Origin of the sequence: Pedobacter sp. KBS0701 (assembly GCF_005938645.2) — a bacterium.
Taxonomy (GTDB): domain Bacteria; phylum Bacteroidota; class Bacteroidia; order Sphingobacteriales; family Sphingobacteriaceae; genus Pedobacter.
In genome coordinates, this window is record NZ_CP042171.1 from 3,176,079 (window position 1) to 3,196,072 (window position 19,994).

General features: G+C 39.0%; 12 protein-coding genes. 2 read left to right on the forward strand and 10 right to left on the reverse strand.

Annotation, left to right across the window (positions count from 1 at the left end):
- Positions 1–86: 86 nt before the first annotated feature.
- On the forward strand, positions 87–368 hold the full coding sequence (locus tag FFJ24_RS12800) for a helix-turn-helix transcriptional regulator (protein ID WP_138821860.1): 282 nt from the start codon (positions 87–89) through the stop codon (positions 366–368).
- A gap of 157 nt (positions 369–525) precedes the next feature.
- On the opposite strand, the gene FFJ24_RS12805 is transcribed toward FFJ24_RS12800, so the two are convergent.
- The 7 genes from FFJ24_RS12805 to FFJ24_RS12835 all read right to left on the reverse strand — a co-directional run bounded on the left by FFJ24_RS12805 (position 526) and on the right by FFJ24_RS12835 (position 11,858).
- A complete protein-coding gene (locus tag FFJ24_RS12805) occupies positions 526–1,335 on the reverse strand; it encodes a hypothetical protein (RefSeq protein ID WP_138821861.1) in 810 nt (269 codons plus the stop codon).
- 30 nt (positions 1,336–1,365) lie between these two features.
- Positions 1,366–2,607: an AbiH family protein gene (locus tag FFJ24_RS12810; RefSeq protein WP_138821862.1), complete on the reverse strand. Its 1,242-nt coding sequence runs from the start codon at positions 2,605–2,607 to the stop codon at positions 1,366–1,368.
- Between the two features lie 93 nt (positions 2,608–2,700).
- Positions 2,701–3,633: a toll/interleukin-1 receptor domain-containing protein gene (locus FFJ24_RS12815; RefSeq protein ID WP_168202472.1), complete on the reverse strand. Its 933-nt coding sequence runs from the start codon at positions 3,631–3,633 to the stop codon at positions 2,701–2,703.
- An 8-nt stretch (positions 3,634–3,641) separates the two neighbouring features.
- Positions 3,642–5,171 carry a class I SAM-dependent DNA methyltransferase gene (locus FFJ24_RS12820; protein ID WP_138821864.1) on the reverse strand — a complete coding sequence of 510 codons (1,530 nt, stop codon included), beginning with the start codon at positions 5,169–5,171 and terminating at the stop codon, positions 3,642–3,644.
- Position 5,172: 1 nt separating this feature from the next.
- Positions 5,173–7,065, reverse strand: a complete 1,893-nt coding sequence (locus FFJ24_RS12825) for a DUF262 domain-containing protein (RefSeq protein WP_138821865.1) — start codon at positions 7,063–7,065, stop codon at positions 5,173–5,175.
- Between the two features lie 21 nt (positions 7,066–7,086).
- Entirely contained in the window at positions 7,087–9,039 is a 1,953-nt protein-coding gene (locus tag FFJ24_RS12830; RefSeq protein ID WP_138821866.1) for a restriction endonuclease subunit S, read from the reverse strand.
- On the reverse strand, positions 9,039–11,858 hold the full coding sequence (locus tag FFJ24_RS12835; RefSeq protein WP_138821867.1) for a type I restriction-modification enzyme R subunit C-terminal domain-containing protein: 2,820 nt from the start codon (positions 11,856–11,858) through the stop codon (positions 9,039–9,041). The genes FFJ24_RS12830 and FFJ24_RS12835 overlap by 1 nt, the downstream gene beginning before the upstream one ends.
- Positions 11,859–12,371: 513 nt before the next feature.
- Here FFJ24_RS12835 and FFJ24_RS12845 point away from each other — a divergent pair.
- Positions 12,372–13,115, forward strand: coding sequence for a hypothetical protein (locus FFJ24_RS12845; RefSeq protein WP_138821869.1), 744 nt, complete (start codon positions 12,372–12,374; stop codon positions 13,113–13,115).
- Between the two features lie 126 nt (positions 13,116–13,241).
- On the opposite strand, the gene FFJ24_RS12850 is transcribed toward FFJ24_RS12845, so the two are convergent.
- The 3 genes from FFJ24_RS12850 to FFJ24_RS12860 all read right to left on the reverse strand — a co-directional run bounded on the left by FFJ24_RS12850 (position 13,242) and on the right by FFJ24_RS12860 (position 19,986).
- Complete coding sequence (locus tag FFJ24_RS12850) at positions 13,242–13,817, reverse strand: hypothetical protein (protein WP_168202473.1); 576 nt, start codon at positions 13,815–13,817, stop codon at positions 13,242–13,244.
- Positions 13,818–15,392: 1,575 nt separating this feature from the next.
- Positions 15,393–16,799: a TolC family protein gene (locus tag FFJ24_RS12855; protein ID WP_138821871.1), complete on the reverse strand. Its 1,407-nt coding sequence runs from the start codon at positions 16,797–16,799 to the stop codon at positions 15,393–15,395.
- Positions 16,786–19,986, reverse strand: coding sequence for an efflux RND transporter permease subunit (locus FFJ24_RS12860; RefSeq protein WP_138821872.1), 3,201 nt, complete (start codon positions 19,984–19,986; stop codon positions 16,786–16,788). Before FFJ24_RS12860 ends, FFJ24_RS12855 begins: the two co-directional genes overlap by 14 nt.
- Positions 19,987–19,994: the final 8 nt, after the last annotated feature.

Below are 19,994 nucleotides of genomic sequence, written 5' to 3' on the forward strand. Positions count from 1 at the left end.
AAAGTATTCTTTAAATAATCAAATGAAAAATACAAAAATTATTAAGTACAATTTTCACATGGTATGTTTATCAAAAAACGATCAGCGTGAAAAAGAAGTCGGAGCTTACAGAACTTGGAAAATACTTAATTTTGAAATCTGCTAACAAAGCAGAAATTTATAGGAAGACGGGTATTACTGAGTCTCGCTTAAGCCTACTAAGCAATGACGCGAGTACTAAGCTTTCTGGAGAAGAACTATACTTGATAGCGCTTGCACTGGATGTTGAGCCTGGCGATATGGCTAAGACGATTTATAAAGAAGTTAAGCTAAACACTATTGCAGTGCAAGAAGCATTAGCAGCTAAAAGTAGAAAACAAAAAAAATAGTTCTTCCAAAGAATAACAATCCCGGCTTTGGGTAAATAAGCGATTAACAGTAGCGATAATTCAACAGAAAAATTGTCGACTTGTATGAGAGATTATTAGCAAACGAAAGAGAGAGGGGAGCTATCAAAAAATAAATTAGATAATTCAATTCTACCAATCAATAGTTAATCGGCGGAATCAATAATGTTTGATAACTAGATGGATTTTCTTTGAAGTGTTGTTTTATATTATTAATAGTTTCAGGTTTAACTTTGGGGTTAAAATAGCCATGATTAAAGTGATTATATTCCCCATAAATATCACTCAAAACATAGCTTCCATCGTCGAAAAAACTGAGTTCGGTACAGTATAAACCTGCATATTTTGGAATATCAAATTTAAGTAACCGTTGCATTTGTTTTGCAGAAGAGTACATACCTAGCCAATCAAACAATACGTCTCTAGTATCATCTAATAACCCAATATTATTTTTAGGATTATCCATATCCAACACCCGATTGGCAAATTTAAGCGTTTGCATTTCATGTTCTTTAAGTGCTTCGGGCATGGTAATGTGAATTAATGAAACAAAAGGAAATCCATCTTCAATTAAACCTAAAAGCTGGTTCACACCTAAAGAGTTGGCATTTTTTGTAGGCTTTTTGCGCGTAGGGCGAACTACCTTTACCTCTGATGCAGCAGTCCTATCGAAGTAAATATTCGATTCAGAAAAAGGGATAATGATCACATCAAAATCTCCAGGTTTCTTTTTGTCATTAAATCCCAAGTCTTCACGAAAAACCATTTTAGCAACATAAAAGCCTTTATAATCAATAAGATCATCGTTAATACGCATTGGAGCGTATAGTACATTAGAAAAACATTTTAAAGGAAAATGTTTCTTGTCACTATTGATTAAAATATCGATAACTTCTTCTTCTGTAAGTTCCTTGTTGATCTTTTTATGACCACCGATATACTCTTTCATATCATTTAGAATTGATAAACCAGATCTTTATTAGTTGACATTAGCTTGCGGAAAAGCATCTGAAGCTTTATTATCTACTATGAGCTTACGCATATGTCCTTTATTGCTAAAGTGTTTACTCACGTTAATCGCTTTATCGTGAAAATCACCATTGTAGTGAAATAATCTAACTGATTTGCAGTTTTCATGTTCGAAAATTTCTTTAAACATGGTACGGTCTGATAAACCGCAAGAATGCCCCATTACAAAGACCTGAAAGTCATCTTCGTTCAAAAACCTCAATAAATCACGATAATTGGGTGTAAGTAAGTATTGATAAGACTTGATATGCTCGAAAAGCTGGTTGTTGCGATCCTCTTCAAATTCTAAGTAAGTTTTATCATGCTCATCTCCAAAACCAAAGATCATTGGATTAGTTGATTCATTTAATTCACCATGAATGTGATTGATTTCGATCCTGTTAAACTTCCCCCTACTCTTTTTTAACTGCTCCTCATACTTTAACAAAGTATTTGTGTAGTTAAAATTTAAGAAATATAAATTATGTTGTATTTCAGGTTTTATTCTCCTATCATACCCTAGTTTGTTAGTTGCATCTTCATAAGGCATGAAAGAATCAAAATCACGGATATCAAAATCAGACTTAATTGCATCTAAAAGTTCTGGAATTACTTTAATATCTGCTTCTGTTTGCTGTAATGCTAAATACTCTTCTAATTTTTGCTTAAGAAAAGTAAACTCACTATTTAGGTTACAAACCTCTTTTTTATCGAATGTTCCGTCTTTTGTTTTACAGGCTTTCAGTTGATCGAAATACTCATTTTCGATATCAACCCAGTTAAATTCCTGACAATTGATAATTAAGCTTCTCAGCAAATTAGATAAAACTCGAAACTTAAGTGGCTCAGGTTGATAATGATTTGAATCATAACTATCAAAGCTCCTAGAAGTGATAAAATCATAAACATTGCCCTCTCTAATATTCATAACTTCTTTTATTGTTTGCTCTTCAAAACAATAAACAATAAAGTTGGTCAAATCTTCTTTAGTAACATTGATATTTAGATTACCAGGCTTATTTGCGTTTATAATCCTAATAAAATCGTTATAGTGACCAAATTGAATTTCCAATAATTCATCATGATAGGTTTTAGGAAGGTAACTAGCCTGACTCAAGCATTCAGCTAAATACCAGATAATAAAATTGTTATAGCTGGTTTTTAAACCATGGGCCAGGTCGAAACCATTCCCAACTAAAATTAATCTATTCATTTTGAGGCGTTAATTGATAAATTTAATTTACAGCTTGTTTAACCAAGCTCATAATGTATTCTAGGTCTTTGATGTCTTTAGGCCAACTATTTCCTAAGAAACCCCAACTTGATTGATAAAGTCGTTCCAAATTCTTTCCGCAATTTGCTTATCAGTCAATCGCTCCGAACTACGCGATTGAATAAGATTACTACGTTGCCAATAAAGCTCATAGGCATCATGTTCGATAGTAAAAACATTGTCTAAATTGATGGTATTTTGATGCTGGCTTTTTGTGAAACTATAGTTTAGATCACTATGTCGAAACCCATCGCCACTTGCAACAGAAATGGTAAGATACGCATCCTTTAAATTCCCTTTGTTAGATATCAGGCAAGTAAAAGACTTTTTCTCTTCCTCTATTAACTTTGCTTGCAAGTTCTCAATTCCATTAAACTCAGCCATCGCCGATTTAAAATAGTTTTTGATAACCTCGAAACTTTTTTCTTTAAAATCTAATTTATCAACTTCTGTAAAAATTCTTTCAGCTCTATAATTTCTGCTCTGAACCTGTGGCTGAGAAGGTGTGTTGCTAATTAGAATCTCTCTAACTTGCCCTATGCTAAGCAACTTTCTAATTTCTTGAGCAATTTTTGCAAATGCATTATTTTGATTTGTCCACTCACTAACAGGCTTACCGTCGTCAGGTAGGGCTTTGATCGTTGCCATTGGTGTCGATTTCCAATCACATGGTTCGACAATAATGGGTATCACAGTAATCTTACCATCTTCTTGCAATTTAAGCGCTGTTGTAAATTCCCTTTCGAAACAATAATGTGAGGCGATATAGTCAGGGCTTACTATTGAAATGAACAATTGAGAGGAAGACAATGCAGCTGAAATACTATCATCTAACCGACTTCCAGCGGTGATCTCTTGATCAGTCCAATCAGTAATCAGACCTTCTCTCTTTATCTGTGCTAAATGAACCTTTAGCTTCTCTAAATAGTCAACATCTTTGTGACTGTATGATATAAATGCTTTCATAATTATCATTATTTAATTTCTTCACTCTTTTCCAATTCACTTACAATCTCCCTAAAACTCGCTAAGCCCGCTTCTATATTATCAATAATCTCTAAGGCCAAAACATCGGGATCAGGTAGATTATCTAAATCAGTTAAGCTTTGATCCTTAACCCAAAAAATATCCAAGCTCGTTTTGTCTCTCGCGATGATTTCATCATAGCTATATTTTCTCCAGCGACCCTCGGGGTTTTCTTGGCTCCACGTTTCTTTTCTCTTATTAATGTTAGCAGCATTATAACATGCTACAAAATCTGACAAATCAGATTCTGCCAATGGCTTCTTTTTTAGCGTATGATGAACGTTGGTTCTGTAATCATAAAACCAAACTTCTTTTGTCCAGGCTTCTTTGTTGGCTGGTTTGTTATTGAAGAACAACACATTTGCCTTAACCCCATTGGCGTAGAAAATACCTGTAGGTAAACGTAAAATAGTATGCAGTTCAGTTGTTTTTAAAAGTTGTTTTCTGATTTCCTCTCCGGCTCCGCCTTCAAACAGAACATTGTCAGGTAATACCACTGCCGCTTCACCATCAATCTTCATTAAAGATTTGATGTGCTGCAAAAAGTTCAACTGTTTGTTACTTGTTGTTTCCCAAAAATCCTGACGATTGTAGCTGATGTCTTCTTTCTCAATATCGCCATCTTCATTGGTCACCGTCATCCCGCTTTTCTTTCCAAACGGAGGGTTTGCCAATACATAGTCATACGTTTGGCTTTCGGCTGCTATCAGTGCATCGTTTGATTTTACCAAGGGCTCTGCATCTATTTCACCAATACCGTGCAGGTACAAGTTCATCAGACACATTCTGCGGGTGCTGGCCACGATTTCGTTGCCGTGAAAAGTGCTGTTCTTTAAGAACATCTTTTCATCTTTATCTAATTTATTGTTTTCGGTGAGCCAATCATAGGCTGCCAAAAAGAAACCGCCCGAACCACAAGCCGGGTCGATAACCGTTTTCATTGGCTTAGGCTGTACGCAAGCTACCATTGTTCTGATTAGGGCACGTGGCGTAAAATACTGTCCAGCACCAGATTTGGTGTCTTCTGCATTCTTTTCCAGTAAACCTTCGTAAATGGTTCCTTTTACGTCAGCGCCCATCATACTCCAGTCTTCTTTGCCAATCATCGTGATGATACGTTGCAGATTAGACGGGTCTTGTATTTTGTTCTGACTCTTCACATAGATTTGTCCCAACATTCCTTTCTCTGTTCCCAAAGAACGCAAAGACTGAATGTAAAAAGATTCCAATTCCGAGCCATTTTTAGAAGTTAAGTTCTCCCACGAGCAAACTTCTGCTCCCTCAACTTCTTTACCTTCTACATCTTTTAATCTTGGTAGTTTAAGGTTTCTGTTGTAAGGTGGCTTATTTAATTCATCCACCATTTTAAGAAAAAGCAAATAAGTAATCTGTTCCAGATAATCTCCATATCCTACTCCATCGTGGCGCATTACATTCGCCAGGTTCCATATTTTTGATACTATTGCTGCTTCTGTCATTTTATAATTCAATTACTTCTTCTATAAAATCTTCTGACAACTCATCTGTTATCTCTCCTTCGACGGTGTTTGGATGTGGATATTTATTACAAAAATCTGTATCTAATTGCCAACGGTTATTTAAAAATTTCAATAATCCCGTTTCTCTCTCTTTGATTTTTTCACAAGTCCAAGTTTTATTATTAGCAGTAATATCTATTTCTGAATAGGTTCCGTTTGCGTATTTAGAACTTTTAATATTATAAGCAGAATCTCTTAAACTTGAATTTTTATCTGCAGAAATCAAGACCAAATTACCAAGTGAATGTAAGTGTCTTTTAAGTTCATCTTTTTTTAAACCCTTAACCTCGTCTTTCCAATGTTCTTTATAATTTTGAGGAAGAATATGTTCAATGCTTTTATTTTTTTTGCTTGCAAATTCATAATCCACCTTTACATCTTCGTTATTTCTCAAACTCTCCTCGTATTCGTAAAGAAAATATACTAATCCAGACCACGTATAATAACCTTCTTTTTTTGAAGATGTAAATAACTCTTCAATTTCTAAATCAAATCGGTCGGTGTCTCCATGGTTGTCAATGTACCATGCTAAATACCACTTTGCCAATTTAATTGTATTTTCTAAATCGTATTTCGTGTAGAAGAAGTTACATTTCCGAAATAAATCATTCTTTCCAGTATCAGAACGTTTTTTGTTCATTGAAAATAATCTAAATGAAAATATTTCAGCTATTTGAGCTAATTCCAATAAATCTTGAGGTCTTGTTTTCATTAAGCCAAAAAAACTTAATAGCACTGGTCTAACAGTACTATTGCTTAACCTATTTAATTTATCAAAAACTCGTTGGATTTTTTTTCTAGTATTTATATCTTCTACTTCTACAAATGAATTTTGCTCTCTTGGAAAATTGATAAATCGCCAATGTAAGGAAGTTACAGCTAACGAATTAACATAATTATTAATCTTCGTGATCATTTCAGATGGGTTGTCAACCATCTTTTCAATAGTAAATTCCTTATCTAGAATTTCTGTTTTAGTTTGATTGTCTTTTGACCAACCATTGTATATAGTCCAATGATTACTTAAAAAAGTATTTTCATTTAGGACTCTTGTTGGTAATGTAAGATTTCGTAATATTTGAGCCCATTTAGTGTTAATGTTGTTGATTGTTTGTATGTTTATATGTTCTTCATCCTTTATATTAATTTTTGATGTAAGATAAAGCAATCGATTTTTTACAATTTCTAAATCAGAAAGACCAACCCCCCTATTATTCATTGTTTCAAAAACAACACCGATATCTGACGTGGAATCTACGATATACTCATTAAATTTGAGCTTGTCTTCAATTGCAACCAAGTATTCTAATTCTTTACCTTCGTTTTGTGGTTCTTTGAAATAATCCTTTATTGCCTTTTTTCCATTCCTTAAGTTTCTTGTATATAAATTTTCATCTAAAGTGGATAAATCTTCTTTTTCGAGAATTATTGACCTAAAGAACATTTCGCTGACTTTGTCAATCTGATACCTGAACAAATAACTGCCTTTATTAATGATATAGTTTGCTTCCTTTTCTGTTGCATCTTCCTTTAATTCTTTAACATCTTTTAATTTTTTAATCAAATATGAAAGAATTAGAGTAATTGTCGTAAAACGCTGTTGACCATCTACAATATGAAATAATTCATATTGCGACAAACCAATACGCTCCGTCTCCTCTTGTTTATGTATTGTAATAGTTCCAGTATAATGATTTGCATCTAATTTTATAGCATGTTTTAAATCATTCAACAAATCATATATATGTTTTTGTTCCCAACTGTATCCTCTTTGATATGGTGGAACAATATAAATTCTCTTATTATAAAAATGACTAATTGGTTTTAGTTCCATTGTTATTGTTTTTTTTATTTTTTACTTTTTCTTTTTCGGAAAAGGAACTACCGCTCCATAACCTGTTGGGACTATTTCATTTTTACGCATCCATTCAATCGCCTTGAAAAAGCGTTCTCTTGCAATCTTTAATTTTCGTTCTGACCAGTTCTCTCTTGATTCATAAACGATTTCCTCATCTGATGGATTTGCATTTCCAATAAGAATCAGATTGTTCCATCCGGCATAAGTGGTGGCGATAATTTCTGAGACTTCTAAATCGAAGTTTAGAAATAAAGCAATTAAACCATCTAACTGTTTATTCTCTTCATCTGAAAGTGCAGACTGAAATTTCTCAATAGCCTTATCTGAATTTTTTGCCGAAGAATAGGAATAGCCAATATCTTTCTTTTGTATAGCAAAATAGTTAGCCATTTTTGCACGATGTTCTATTTTCTTCAAGTGCGGATAATCATCGGGACCCGCTGCATCTTTTACAGGCTGTCTGCCCAATGGAATCTGTAAATGGTATTCAACTAAATGCGCAATCTTCTCGCATTTGATGTGACTTAAGTTATCAATTGATGCGGGATTTTCTTCGTGAATTTTAATTACTTTGGCTATTAAACCTGCGTGAATGTCCGCTGATATTTTTAAAACTGGAGTTTCTACTTTAGCCACAACTAAAGGTTGAGTGACTTTCTTTTTACCTGGCTTTGCCGTTGCTTTGTTCTGCTCCGCTTTTATCCTTTCCAACAACACACTCGCAGGTTCATAATCCGTAGCCAGTTTACATTCTGCCAATTCCTGTGCGGTTAACAAATTACCTTCAAATGCTTTTTTAAGAATGCTCTGGCGCAAGACTTCTGCTTTTTCTAAACTTTCTTTGATGTTTTGTTCTATGGAATCACAAACAGATAAGCGGGATTCGATTTGTTTGACGATTTCTTTTTGTTCCTCTTTTCCAGGAAACGGAATTACAGTGTTTTTAATGATACTTAAGTTCAGATTTGGCTGCACTCCTCCATTTGACAATAGTCTTATATCTTGATAATTTTTGATAAAAAACCATTTTACAAAACTCTTCGAGTATAGAAACTCATCTTTAATTGTCACACAAGCAATAGCTTGATTTGTTGCAGCACCAATTTTCAGTTCAGAGCATTTTCCACGAGTTTTTCCTTCACCATACATTGCAATTAAAAGAGAACCAATAGGAATTACTTTACAGTTTGTTTCTTTTAGTGCAACTTCAGTTATATATTCGTCTGCCTTATCTACGAATAATTCATTTAAAGAACCGCTCGTTACCCAAGGGATTGTTCCTCCATCCCAATATTTATTTGTTCCTCTTTTTGGCGTTGAACCAGTATTCACACTAGCAATTTCAATGATGGTTTTAAAATTGTTAACGCTATCAAAAGCCTTTTTCAAAACCGCTTGCCTGTAAATTTTTAATTGCTGTTGTGCTTTTTTTAAATCGGCAACACCGGCATCTAAACTGCTAAATAAACTTTCTAATTTTTTAACAATGGCTCGTTGTTCGGGAAGAGGTGGCAAAGGAAATCTAACTTTAGAAAAGTTTGTTTTATTAACAAGGGAAACCGTAACCCCTGTACTTAATTCTTCTAACTGATTTCTAAAGTTACTTGATTGTGCCTTGTAATAAATGTATTTAGGATAGACGAATTTATTAGGCTTTAAAGCATTTATTTGCTGATTAAATGCAACTTCAAATTTCGAGTTCATTGCGACCCTACCCAAGTTGCCAATACAGGTAATTAATACGGAATATTTAGGCAAAATTCTTGCAACTTTAGCTCCCTCTTCTGTTAAAAATTCTGATGCATCTTCTACCTCTTTATTATTAATTTCTGGTGGTTTTATAAAGGGAATATTCCCGCCATATAGTAATGGATTTGCTTTTGATGGAGTATTTCCAGTTACTACGTCAAAAACATCTCCAATTTCACATTCTATCCAATCTTCTCTCATTATGCAGCCAAAGCTTCATTTAATTCATTAATAATACTATTCATTTCGTTACCAAACAATTGGTACATCTTTCCTCTTCCGCCTTTGCTGTCAAACGGATTATAATCCAAATCATCCAGCTCAATATGGTAAGAACTTACAATGTGGTCTTTTATCATTCGCAGCCATTCCATCTGCTCGGTACTAAAGCGGTTGTGCTGTCCGGCATTTTGTGCAAAAATCCAACGCTTAAAATTCTCGTCAATGGTTTTATCAAAAGGTTTCAGTTCTTCATCTATGCCACACACTTTTCTAATCAAAGAAACCAATGCCGTCAGTTCATCTTTCGGGCAATCGCTTTTTACTTCTTCTATACCCGCATAAGCACTCCAAACGTGAGCCGGAGCCAACAGGGGTTTTTCCAGTTTCAGTTTATCCATTACTTCTTTTATCATCTTAAAAGTAATGTTGCGGCGGTTATAAGGCTGGTCGTAGAAAATACTCAGCGCCTGTATCTCGTCTTTGTTGGCTTTCAGGTATTCGCTGAAATCGTTAATCAATGCTTTGGCTTTGTCCACCGATTCGGTATCCCATTCTGCTTTGGTTACTTCATCCAGATTAATATGGTCAATAATCTGGTCGTGCTGTTTGCGTACATTATCAATATGGTCGTTCAGTTTGCCGTTAAAGGTGAGTGATGCGGTTCTCAGCAAAGCTTCCTGCGCTTCTGCTCTGGCCTGCTCTTCTTTTGCAGGCGTACGTTCATCTATGGGAATTTGTGCGATAATGGCTTTTGCTTTATCGGCAATTACATCCGCATCAAAAGCCTCAATGAGTTCACGGGTCATCTGCTTTAAGCTTTTGCCTTTTGCCAGTTCCTGTATTTTCTCTTTTTCGGCCTCAGTAAGTTGTTTCTCCAAACGGATGAGTCGGTTTGCCAAAGAAAGATACACATCTTCTTCCTGCACGCCCATTGTTACGGCTTGCAACAAATCTTTTAACGGAATAGTTGGCTGTCGCTCTAGCGGACGGCTGTCAGTCTTTTTAGATTTAGTGGCACCTACTGCGTCTACAATCACGAAGTGTGTTTTAGCATCGGCAGTTTTGGTCACCAGTTTTAACTTATCGGCAGAAATGGTACGGGTACCACGCCCTTTCATTTGTTCAAAATAATTGATGCTTCTCACGTCCCGCATAAACAGCAACACCTCCAAAGGTTTCACATCGGTTCCAGTCGCAATCATATCTACCGTTACAGCAATACGTGGATTATACTGATTTCTAAAACGGTTCAAAACCGATTTTGGGTCTTCTTCTATTTTATAGGTTACCTTTTTACAGAAGTCATTGCCTTCTTCAAATACCTCTCTGATGATGTTGATGATGTCATCGGCATGGCTATCGGTTTTGGCAAAAATCAAAGTTTTAGGCACTTCATATTCGCCGTTTTCATCAAAACGATTCGGGAAAATATCTTTTCTCAAAGCATCTTTATAAGCCGTAATAATCGTTCTGATTTGGCTGATGTTGACTACCTTTTTATCTAAATCATTGCGCAGATAAGCGGTGTCTTCATCTTCCTGTTGCCAGCGTTTAGCTCTTGAGAGTTTATTTCTTCTATCTACAAACCAACCTTTTTCAATCAAAGCGCCTTTGGTGGAAATATCGGTTTCGATTAAATAAACGTCGTAAGGAACGTTCACGCCATCAATCACCGATTCTTCGTAAGTATACTGACTGACTACATTTTCATTAAAGAAACCAAAAGTTCTTTTATCGGGCGTTGCGGTTAAGCCCACCAGGAAGGCATCAAAATAATCCAAAACCTGTTTCCAAAGGTTGTAAATAGAACGGTGGCATTCATCGATTATAATAAAATCAAACTGCTCAATAGGAACTTTTGGATTGTAGGCAACCGGAATGGCCTCTTTTTTTGCCAACTGTTTTTCTATCCAGCCAGAATTTTCATTGGGATTGACTACATCTTCATCCTCGTCCATTTCCTCACCCTGCAAAATAGAATACATTCGCTGAATGGTAGAAATACAAACCTGACTTTCATCAGCAATATAGCTTGATGTCAATCGTTGCACATTGTACAACTCTGTAAACTTACGGTTATCATCCTGCGGTTGGTACGCTCTGAACTCCTGCTCGGCCTGTTCGCCTAAGTTTTTCGTATCGACTAAAAACAGAATGCGTTTAGCTTTTGCAAATTTCAACAAACGGTAAATAAAAGTAGCAGCAGTAAAGGTTTTACCCGCGCCAGTCGCCATTTGAATCAATGCTTTTGGACGGTTGCCTTTAAAAGATTTCTCCAAATTATTAATGGCAATAATCTGCGCCAGGCGCAAATTTGTTTCATCCAACACAGGATAATCTGCAAATCTGCCCCGCAGACTTTTTTCTCTTTTCGACCATTCCAACAACGTTTCTGGCTTATGGAAACTGAAAACATTTCTGCCACGAGGTTTCGGGTCAGTATAATCAGTAAAACGGGTAAGAACACCTGTACTCTCGTAGATGTATTTTAATCCTTCTGTATTCTTGAAAAACTTAAGCGAGGCACTTGCATATTCTTTCGATTGCTCTTCCACAACAGTGAGTCGATGGCCCTCATTTTCTTTTTTTGCTTCAATTAATCCCAAAGGTTTTTGATTGACAAAAAGCACATAATCTGCTGGGCCTACACTGGTCTGATATTCACGAATAGCAACGCCCAAACCTACACTAAAATCAATGTTATTTTTAGATTGCACATGCCAACCTACTTCCTGTAGCATGGCATCGATTTTATCACGAGCTTGTTGTTCAGGGTTTTGATTGAGTTCGTTAATCATTCAAAGTATTAGGGTTTGATTTCCGCAAGTTAATAAATTAATTACTTGCTGCAAAAGGTGAATTTGGGCTAAAAACAGATAAATAAAGCCCCTCTTTGCAAAGGGGCCGTCAATAATTTAATTTAGCTAACTAACTTGTATGGCACGACCTTGAACAATAGTAACATCCATTAATTTGTTTGTCTGGATATTCCTTTTTTGCTTTACTCACTGCCGACTTGCAAGAATCATGGCTGCCTAAGCTGTCATAATTTTGTGTTGGATAATAGGTACATCCCTGTTCGTGTACCTCATGATCGCCATTAGATTGACGGTTAAGATTTAATCTGTAATAAGCCATAAGATTTGGTTTTAAAAATTTAACAGACCAAACCTCCCCTATTCAATCCATCATTTCCTACGGTTTCCCCCATTCCTTAAAAAAAAATCTCTCCACTCCTTTTAGTTGTAAATAAAATAATATTAACTTAATGCCAATTAATCTATTTTATTTACTTTTTAAAACTACAAATTATGTCTAAAACGAATGAAACCGGCCACGCCAAAAACGTAGCCAACTTCGAAACCCTTTTAAGTTATGTAACCGGTTATGGCGCGGTGTACAACCCCAGCAATGCCAACATCCAGTTGAGTGCTTTAACCGAAAAGGCCTCCGCAGCCAAAACCATTAACGAGCAGGTGCACGATGCTGCCGCTAAAAACAGCAACGCCATAGCCCTGCGCGATCTGGCTTTTGCCCCCTTAAAAAAGTTGAGTACCCGTGTGCTGAGTGCCGTTAAGGCCAACAGTGTACCGCAACAGGTATTGGATAATGCCGTAAGCCACCACCGCAAAATACAGGGGCAAAGGGCAAGCGCCAAACTCACCGCCGAAGAAAAAAATAACCTGGCCGCCAGCGGTACGGTGGTTAACCAGGTTTCGGCCTCGCAACAGAGTTACGATAACCTCCTCGATACGTTAGATAAGCAGATTAAACTTTTAGCCACCATACCACAGTACGCCCCTAACGAGGTAGATTTGCAGCTGGCCAGCCTCACCACTTTATATAACGATTTATTGCAGAAAAACCGCGATGTGGTAGCCAACACCTCGCAGTTGAGCAACCTGCGCATTAACCGCAACAATGTGCTTTATGATGCAGAAACGGGTATAGTGGCCCTGGCGCAGGATGTGAAAAACTATGTGAGATCTGTTTTTGGCTCAACCAGCCCCCAATACAAACAAATTTCGGGTATTCCGGTCCGAAACCTGACTTAAAATACTCATAATACCCTAAAAAAATCATCCCTAATTTATTTCCCTATTTCCATTTAACAGGCACCAAACGGGTTGCTGTTTCTCTTTAAGGCCATACTTAGCGGTAAAATGGCTCATTGCATCTCCTCAACTCTCTCCTATAACCGCTAAACTACCTGCTGCAACGTCTGAACTATCGACCGCAACGTCTGAACTGTCGACTGCAACCTCTGAACTATCGACCGCAACCTCTGAACTATCGACCGCAACCTCTGAACTATCCACCGCAACGTTTGAACTGTCGACCGCAAAGTCTGAACTATCGACCGTAAAGTCTGAACTATCGACCGTAAAGTCTGAACTACCGACTGCAAACTCTGAACTACCGACTGCAAAGCCTGAACTACTGACTGCAAAGTCTGAACTATCGACCGCAAAGTCTGAACTATCGACCGCAAAGTCTGAACTATCGACTGCAACCTCTGAACTATCGACTGTAACGTCTGAACTAACGACCGCAACGTTTGAACTACCGACTGCAACGTCTGAACTATCGACTGCAACGTTTGAACTGTCGACCGCAACCTCTGAACTACCGACCGCAACGTCTGAACTGTCGACTGCAACGTCTGAACTAACGACTGCAAAGTCTGAGCTACGCATTAAGATTCCCGTCTGCGCGGTAATGAAGGATTTATTGGTTGAACAACTATCAGGCACCATGCGATCTGCACCCTGCTACCCGGCCTGGGATATGATGGAAGGAGATCCTTCGACTACGCTCAGGATGACAAAAAACCGGAGGAAAATACAAGGAGGATGAATTGATCGCGATTGAAAGAACGCGATAAATCCACTGCTCCATGCAATCTGCTCCATGCTATCCGGCCTAGGAAATGATGGAAGGAGATCCTTCGACTACGCTCAGGACGTTAAAGCTTTTGCACCTCCTTTCGACCTACCACTGCCCAGAGGCAGCACGCCCTCCCCGATCCTTGATAAGCTTGTCCCGAACATTCTTCGGGAGGGCTTGTGCCGGCGACCTCAAAGCTTTGACGAATTTATCCGACATCAGATCCAAGTCTTTCAGTTATGCCTTTGTGTTTGTTGTTTTCAACGGCAGGCATGCTTTCGCTGCGCTCAGGTTTGTTTCTTTTCTATCAAGAGAAAAGAAAGAGCCCCCTCGGTGGCGGCGAACCGAGGCAAGCCCGAGCTGAGGGCAAAGAAAAGAAAGCGTATTAAGATTAGCCTCGCTGAGCAATCATGGCTCCCGCCTGCGCGGGATTCTATAGCTATCGGATGACGACCTGTTGAGATAAAGGATTCTAATAAAAGGGTCGTCATCTCGACTGGAGTGCAACGGAATGGAGAGATCTTTGTACCATGTTATTGAAATCAAATTTAAAAGATCTCTCCGCTACGGTCGAGATGACGAATTGATCGAGGCGGAATGACTTAATGATAAAAACATTACTAATGAGATTGCTTCGTCGGCTGAAAAAGCCTTCTCGCAATGACGGATTCATCGTGATTTAGATAACGCGAATGATTCTCTGCTCCCTGCTACCCGGCCTGGGATATGATGGAAGGATATCCTTCGACTACGCTCAGGATGACAAAAACGGGAGGAAAATACAACGATGATGAATTGACCGCGATTGAAAGAACGCGATAAATCCACTGCCCCATGCTATCTGCTCCCTGCTATCCGGCATGGCAGATTTTCGCAGGAAAAAGCACGGAAATCTTTGCAGTCCCCCCCTCATAACCCCACAGCCCCAGGCAGGATCAAAGCGGGAGCGGGGGGAAAAGCAAGGGTAAGAGCCTCGATGCTGCCGCAATTGAGATTTCCGTCGCTTTTTACAAGAAAGGATGCGAGCCTTGATTTTTGGTTACCTTTTTATCAAGAAAAAGGTAAGAGCCCCTCGGTGGCGGCGAACCGAGGCAAGCCCGAGCTGAGGGAAAAAATGCACCCTATTAACCTAACTTAAAAGATTTCTCCGCTACGGTCGAAATGACGGATTGTTCGCGATAACGGCAATTAAAAGATCCTTCGTACCTCAGGATGACAGAAAACAATACGGCAAGACCGAGCGAAAGCATTAAGATTAGCTTCGCTGAGCACTTCGTGGTTCCCGCCTGCGCGGGAATGACGACCGCACTATATAGCGAGCGTCATAGAAACATTTTTTAACCACAAAAAAAGCACCAAGAACATCGCGTCCTTAGTGCCTAAATTTATACACAAGCCTATAAAACCTTAAAGATGTTATAGGCTTAGCTATAGTATTTTACAAATTAATTCCAGCCGCCGCCTAACGAGCGATACAAACCAACAACAGCATTCAGCTGCTCTGTTTTAATCGTAGTTAATTCCAGTTCGCTCTGCAATAAATTGCCCTGTGCGGTAATCACCTCTAAATAATTAGCCATACCACTTTTAAATAACAAACTTGCATTTCTTGATGCCTGTTGTAAAGTTTGTGCCCTTTTCTCCGCAATGCTATATTGCGTTTTTAACTTCTCTACTTTCGTTAACTCATCAGAAACTTCGCCAACTGCATTTAATACCGACTGACGGAACTGGATCACCGATTTCTCACGGTCGATTTTAGCCAGCTCTAAATTGCTTTTTAACTGACCTCTTTGAAAAATAGGCTGGGTAATCCCTGCCCCAACCAAACCGAACAACGATGCCGGTACATTAAACCAGTTGCTGGCTTTAAAAGAGTTGATGCCTCCGCTTGCGGTAATCACCAATGAAGGATATAAACTGGCTTTAGCCACCCCAACCCTTGCATTGGCAACGGTTAAAGCCAGCTCTGCACTTTTAATATCAGGCCTGCGGCTTAACATCGATGAAGGGAAACCTGCATTCAGGTCTTGCGGGATAGTCATATTATCCAAACGGCTCTCGCGCTTAATGGCTTTAGGCAAAGTACCAATCAGTACACTTAAAGCATTTTCCTGTAAGGTTACACTCTGCTCTAAACGTGGGATCAACTGTGCTGCATTTAACTGCTGTGCCTGCGCCTGCTGTATCGCCAGCGAAGTTACCTGACCAGCATCGAACTGTAAATTGATAATCCTTAAGGTACTGTCGTTCAGTTTTAAGTTCTTTTTCGCGATTTCCAATTGCGCATCGAGCATTAACAGGTTGTAATAACCTTGTGCAACATTGGCCACTAAACGGGTTTGAACGGCTTTACGTGCCTCTTCTGTCTGCAAAAAACTGGCTAAAGCGCCAGCTTTTTGATTGCGGATTTTACCCCAGATATCGGCTTCCCAAACCAAACCCAGATTCGCATTATAATCTTCGATGTGTGTGGAACCTGTAAACTGGTTCAGGCTTAAGCCATTTAAACTGTTATCACTCGGGCGGCTCGAATTTGCCGACACCTGTAATTTCAATTCAGGTAAATAACCCAGTTTTGATTGTTTAAACAATACTTCAGCAGCATCGATATTTTTCAATGCAATCTGCATATCGTAATTTTTAACCAAAGCTGTATCAATTAAATTTTGAACAGTAAGGTCGTTGATAAAACTCTTCAATGGCATACTGCCAACACTCGAAGAATCTTTAGGCAATGAATTTCTGAATAAGCCTGGCGCAATATTGGGCAGGGCTGTATCTTTCGAAACCGAACATCCGCTCCAGATTAAAGCAAGGAGCAGGATGGTAATGATATTAAACCGTTTCATAAACTACATGATTATTATTTACAGGTTCTCCATGGTGGTGAACAACCTCATTTCTTGATTTTTTTGATATTTTTTCCTGTAAAGCCTGGAAGATGACAAAGAGTACCGGAATGATGAACAAACCTAAAATTACGCCCGATACCATACCCCCTGCTGCACCGATACTGATGGAGTGGTTACCCTGTGCTGATGGACCTGTTGCAATACTCATCGGGAACAAACCAAACACAAAGGCCAGTGAGGTCATAATGATCGGTCTGATCCTTAATCTTGCTGCTTCTATAGCCGAATCAACCAAACTGAGTCCTGCCTTTCGTCGCTGCACCGCAAACTCCACAATCAGGATGGCGTTTTTAGCCAGCAACCCGATAAGCATGATCAATGCTACCTGCACATAAATGTTATTTTCGATACCGGTTAAGCCTAATACCACAAACACACCGAATACACCGGTAGGGATAGATAAGATTACCGCCAATGGCAGGATATAACTCTCGTACTGTGCTGATAATAAGAAGTAAACAAACACCAAACAAAGCAGGAATATCACTGTAGACTGTCCGCCTGAAGAAATCTCCTCACGTGTTTGTCCCGAGAATTCGTAAGCATAACCGGTTGGCAATTGTTCTCTGGCGGTTTCTTCTATCGCTTTAATTGCATCACCAGAACTGAAGCCTGGTTTAGGGATTGCATTTACCTCGATAGAGTTAAACAGGTTATAACGCGAAGCCGTTTCAGAACCATATACACGGGTTAATTTAACCAGGGTACTGATGGGCACACTTTCTCCGTTTTTGTTTTTCACAAACACACGGTCGATACTTGCCGGATCGGTTCTGTCGGCCACATCAGCCTGAACAACCACACGATAGTATTTACCAAAGCGGTTAAAATCTGATGCCTGTGCAGTACCAAAATAAGTCTGCATGGTTTGCAGGATATCTTTTTTGCTTACGCCCAGTTGATCGGCTTTTTCGTCGTTAACATCCAGTTGCAACTGCGGATAATCTGCTTTATAAGAAGTAAAAGCATAAGCAATAGCCGGTTTTGTCATTAACTTGCCGATAAAGTTATTAGCTACACCACTAAATTTATCCAGCCTACCATTCGTTTTATCCTGTAACATCACGTTCATGGCCTCTACATTACTAAAGCCCGGAACGGTTGGGAAACTAAATACAAAGAAGGTACCGGCAGATATGGCGGCCATTTTAGCCCTTACAATATTTTGGATTTCATCGATATTTTTTACCGCCCCTCTTTCGTCATTTGGTTTTAACAATAAGAAAATCTGTCCAGCCGATGGGCTGTTGGATGCCGTTAAAAAGTTATAACCCGCCAGCGACATCACAAATCTTGCTGATGGCATCGCCCTCAACTCTGCTTCGGCCTGTTTTAATATTTTATTGGTATTGGCTAATGATGTTCCTGATGGACTGGCAACCGCGATCGCCACGAAACCCTGATCCTCTGTAGGAATAAAGCCTGTTTTTGTTCTGCCTACCAGAAAAATAGTAACCAAAACAATTAAGGCCAGTCCGCCCATACTGATCCATTTGTTACGGATCAGTACTTTCAAGCCGCCAACATAACGGTTGGTCATATAATTGAACCCGCCATTAAAACCTGCATAAAACTTTTCTACAAAACCTTTTTTAGGCGCGTTATGACCACCTTCGGCATGTTTGTTCTTTAAAAATAAGGCCGCCAATGCAGGACTTAAAGTTAAAGCGTTAACAGCCGAAATGATAATGGCGATGGCCATGGTTAAGGCGAACTGTTTGTAGAAGATACCTGTTGAGCCGGTCATAAAGCCAACCGGTAAAAATACCGCTGCCATAACCAGGGTAATCGATATAATGGCCCCGGTAATTTCGCTCATCGCCTGGGTAGTTGCTTCTTTCGGACTAAGCGAAGGATTTTCTTCCATTTTGGCATGCACCGCTTCTACCACCACAATTGCATCATCTACCACGATACCAATGGCCAGCACCAGTGCAAACAGGGTTAACAGATTAACCGAGAAGCCGAATAACTGCATGAAAAAGAACGTACCGATAATCGCCACCGGAACGGCAATAGCCGGAATTAAGGTAGACCTGAAATCCTGAAGGAAGATAAACACCACGATAAATACGAGTAAAAAGGCTTCGATCAAAGTGTGCTCCACCTGGTTGATGGATTCATCAAGATCGGTTTTGGTACGGTAAAACTGATTGTATTTAATACCTGCAGGGAAATCTTTCGATAGTTTTGCCAACAGTTTATCAATGGCAATCTGGATTTCGTTGGCATTAGAGCCCGATAACTGGATTACACCAATGGTAATTCCATCGTGTCCGTTTAAACGGTTCACACTACCATAACTGTATGCACCCAATTCTACACGGGCCACATCTTTTAAACGTAATATAGAACCATCAGAATTAGAGCGGATCGCAATATTTTGATACTCCTCTGGTTTGGTAAGCTTACCTTTATATTTAATGATATATTCAAAAGCTTCGCTGCTTCTCTCACCAAAGCGACCAGGTGCTGCTTCCAGGTTTTTGTCCTGAATGGCGGTGATCACTTCATTGGGTGTAATTTTGTAAGTGGCCAATTGACTTGGGTTTAGCCAAATCCGCATTGAATAATCTTTAATACCACCAAATACGCTGGCCGAACCTACACCCGGGATACGTTTAAGTTCAGGGATGATATTGATCTGCGCATAGTTGTTTACAAAAACGGCATCGTATTTTTTCGGATCTTCTGAGTACACCCCGATGGCCCCGATAAAACTGTTTTGCTGTTTGGTTGTGGTGATACCATATTGTACAACCTCTGCAGGTAACTGGCTGGTGGCCTGCGAAACCCGGTTTTGCACGTTAACCGCTGCCTGGTCGGGGTTGGTACCCTGTTGAAAGTAAACGGTAATCGCTAAGGTACCGTCGTTACTGGCGCTGGAGGTCATGTAGGTCATGTTCTCCACACCATTAATGGCTTCCTCCAATGATGGAGTTACCGAACGTAAAATCGTTTCGGCATTGGCCCCTGGGTACACTGCGGTTACCAATACCGACGGAGGTGCGATATTTGGAAAGCGCTCTAAGGGCAACTTTGTTAAGCCCAGTATACCAACTATTACCAATAAGATGGAAATAACAGTTGAAAGTACAGGCCTGTCTATAAATTTCTGAAACATGATTGCTT

What these genes read in the sequence shown, in the direction of transcription:
- FFJ24_RS12835 (WP_138821867.1), bottom strand. Translation starts at nt 11,858, where the DNA reads ATGATTAACGAACTCAATCAAAACCCTGAACAACAAGCTCGTGATAAA.
- FFJ24_RS12845 (WP_138821869.1), top strand. Translation starts at nt 12,372, where the DNA reads ATGTCTAAAACGAATGAAACCGGCCACGCCAAAAACGTAGCCAACTTC.
- FFJ24_RS12810 (WP_138821862.1), bottom strand. Translation starts at nt 2,607, where the DNA reads ATGAATAGATTAATTTTAGTTGGGAATGGTTTCGACCTGGCCCATGGT.
- FFJ24_RS12830 (WP_138821866.1), bottom strand. Translation starts at nt 9,039, where the DNA reads ATGAGAGAAGATTGGATAGAATGTGAAATTGGAGATGTTTTTGACGTA.
- FFJ24_RS12815 (WP_168202472.1), bottom strand. Translation starts at nt 3,633, where the DNA reads ATGAAAGCATTTATATCATACAGTCACAAAGATGTTGACTATTTAGAG.
- FFJ24_RS12850 (WP_168202473.1), bottom strand. Translation starts at nt 13,817, where the DNA reads ATGGTGCCTGATAGTTGTTCAACCAATAAATCCTTCATTACCGCGCAG.
- FFJ24_RS12805 (WP_138821861.1), bottom strand. Translation starts at nt 1,335, where the DNA reads ATGAAAGAGTATATCGGTGGTCATAAAAAGATCAACAAGGAACTTACA.
- FFJ24_RS12825 (WP_138821865.1), bottom strand. Translation starts at nt 7,065, where the DNA reads ATGGAACTAAAACCAATTAGTCATTTTTATAATAAGAGAATTTATATT.
- FFJ24_RS12860 (WP_138821872.1), bottom strand. Translation starts at nt 19,986, where the DNA reads ATGTTTCAGAAATTTATAGACAGGCCTGTACTTTCAACTGTTATTTCC.
- FFJ24_RS12820 (WP_138821864.1), bottom strand. Translation starts at nt 5,171, where the DNA reads ATGACAGAAGCAGCAATAGTATCAAAAATATGGAACCTGGCGAATGTA.
- FFJ24_RS12855 (WP_138821871.1), bottom strand. Translation starts at nt 16,799, where the DNA reads ATGAAACGGTTTAATATCATTACCATCCTGCTCCTTGCTTTAATCTGG.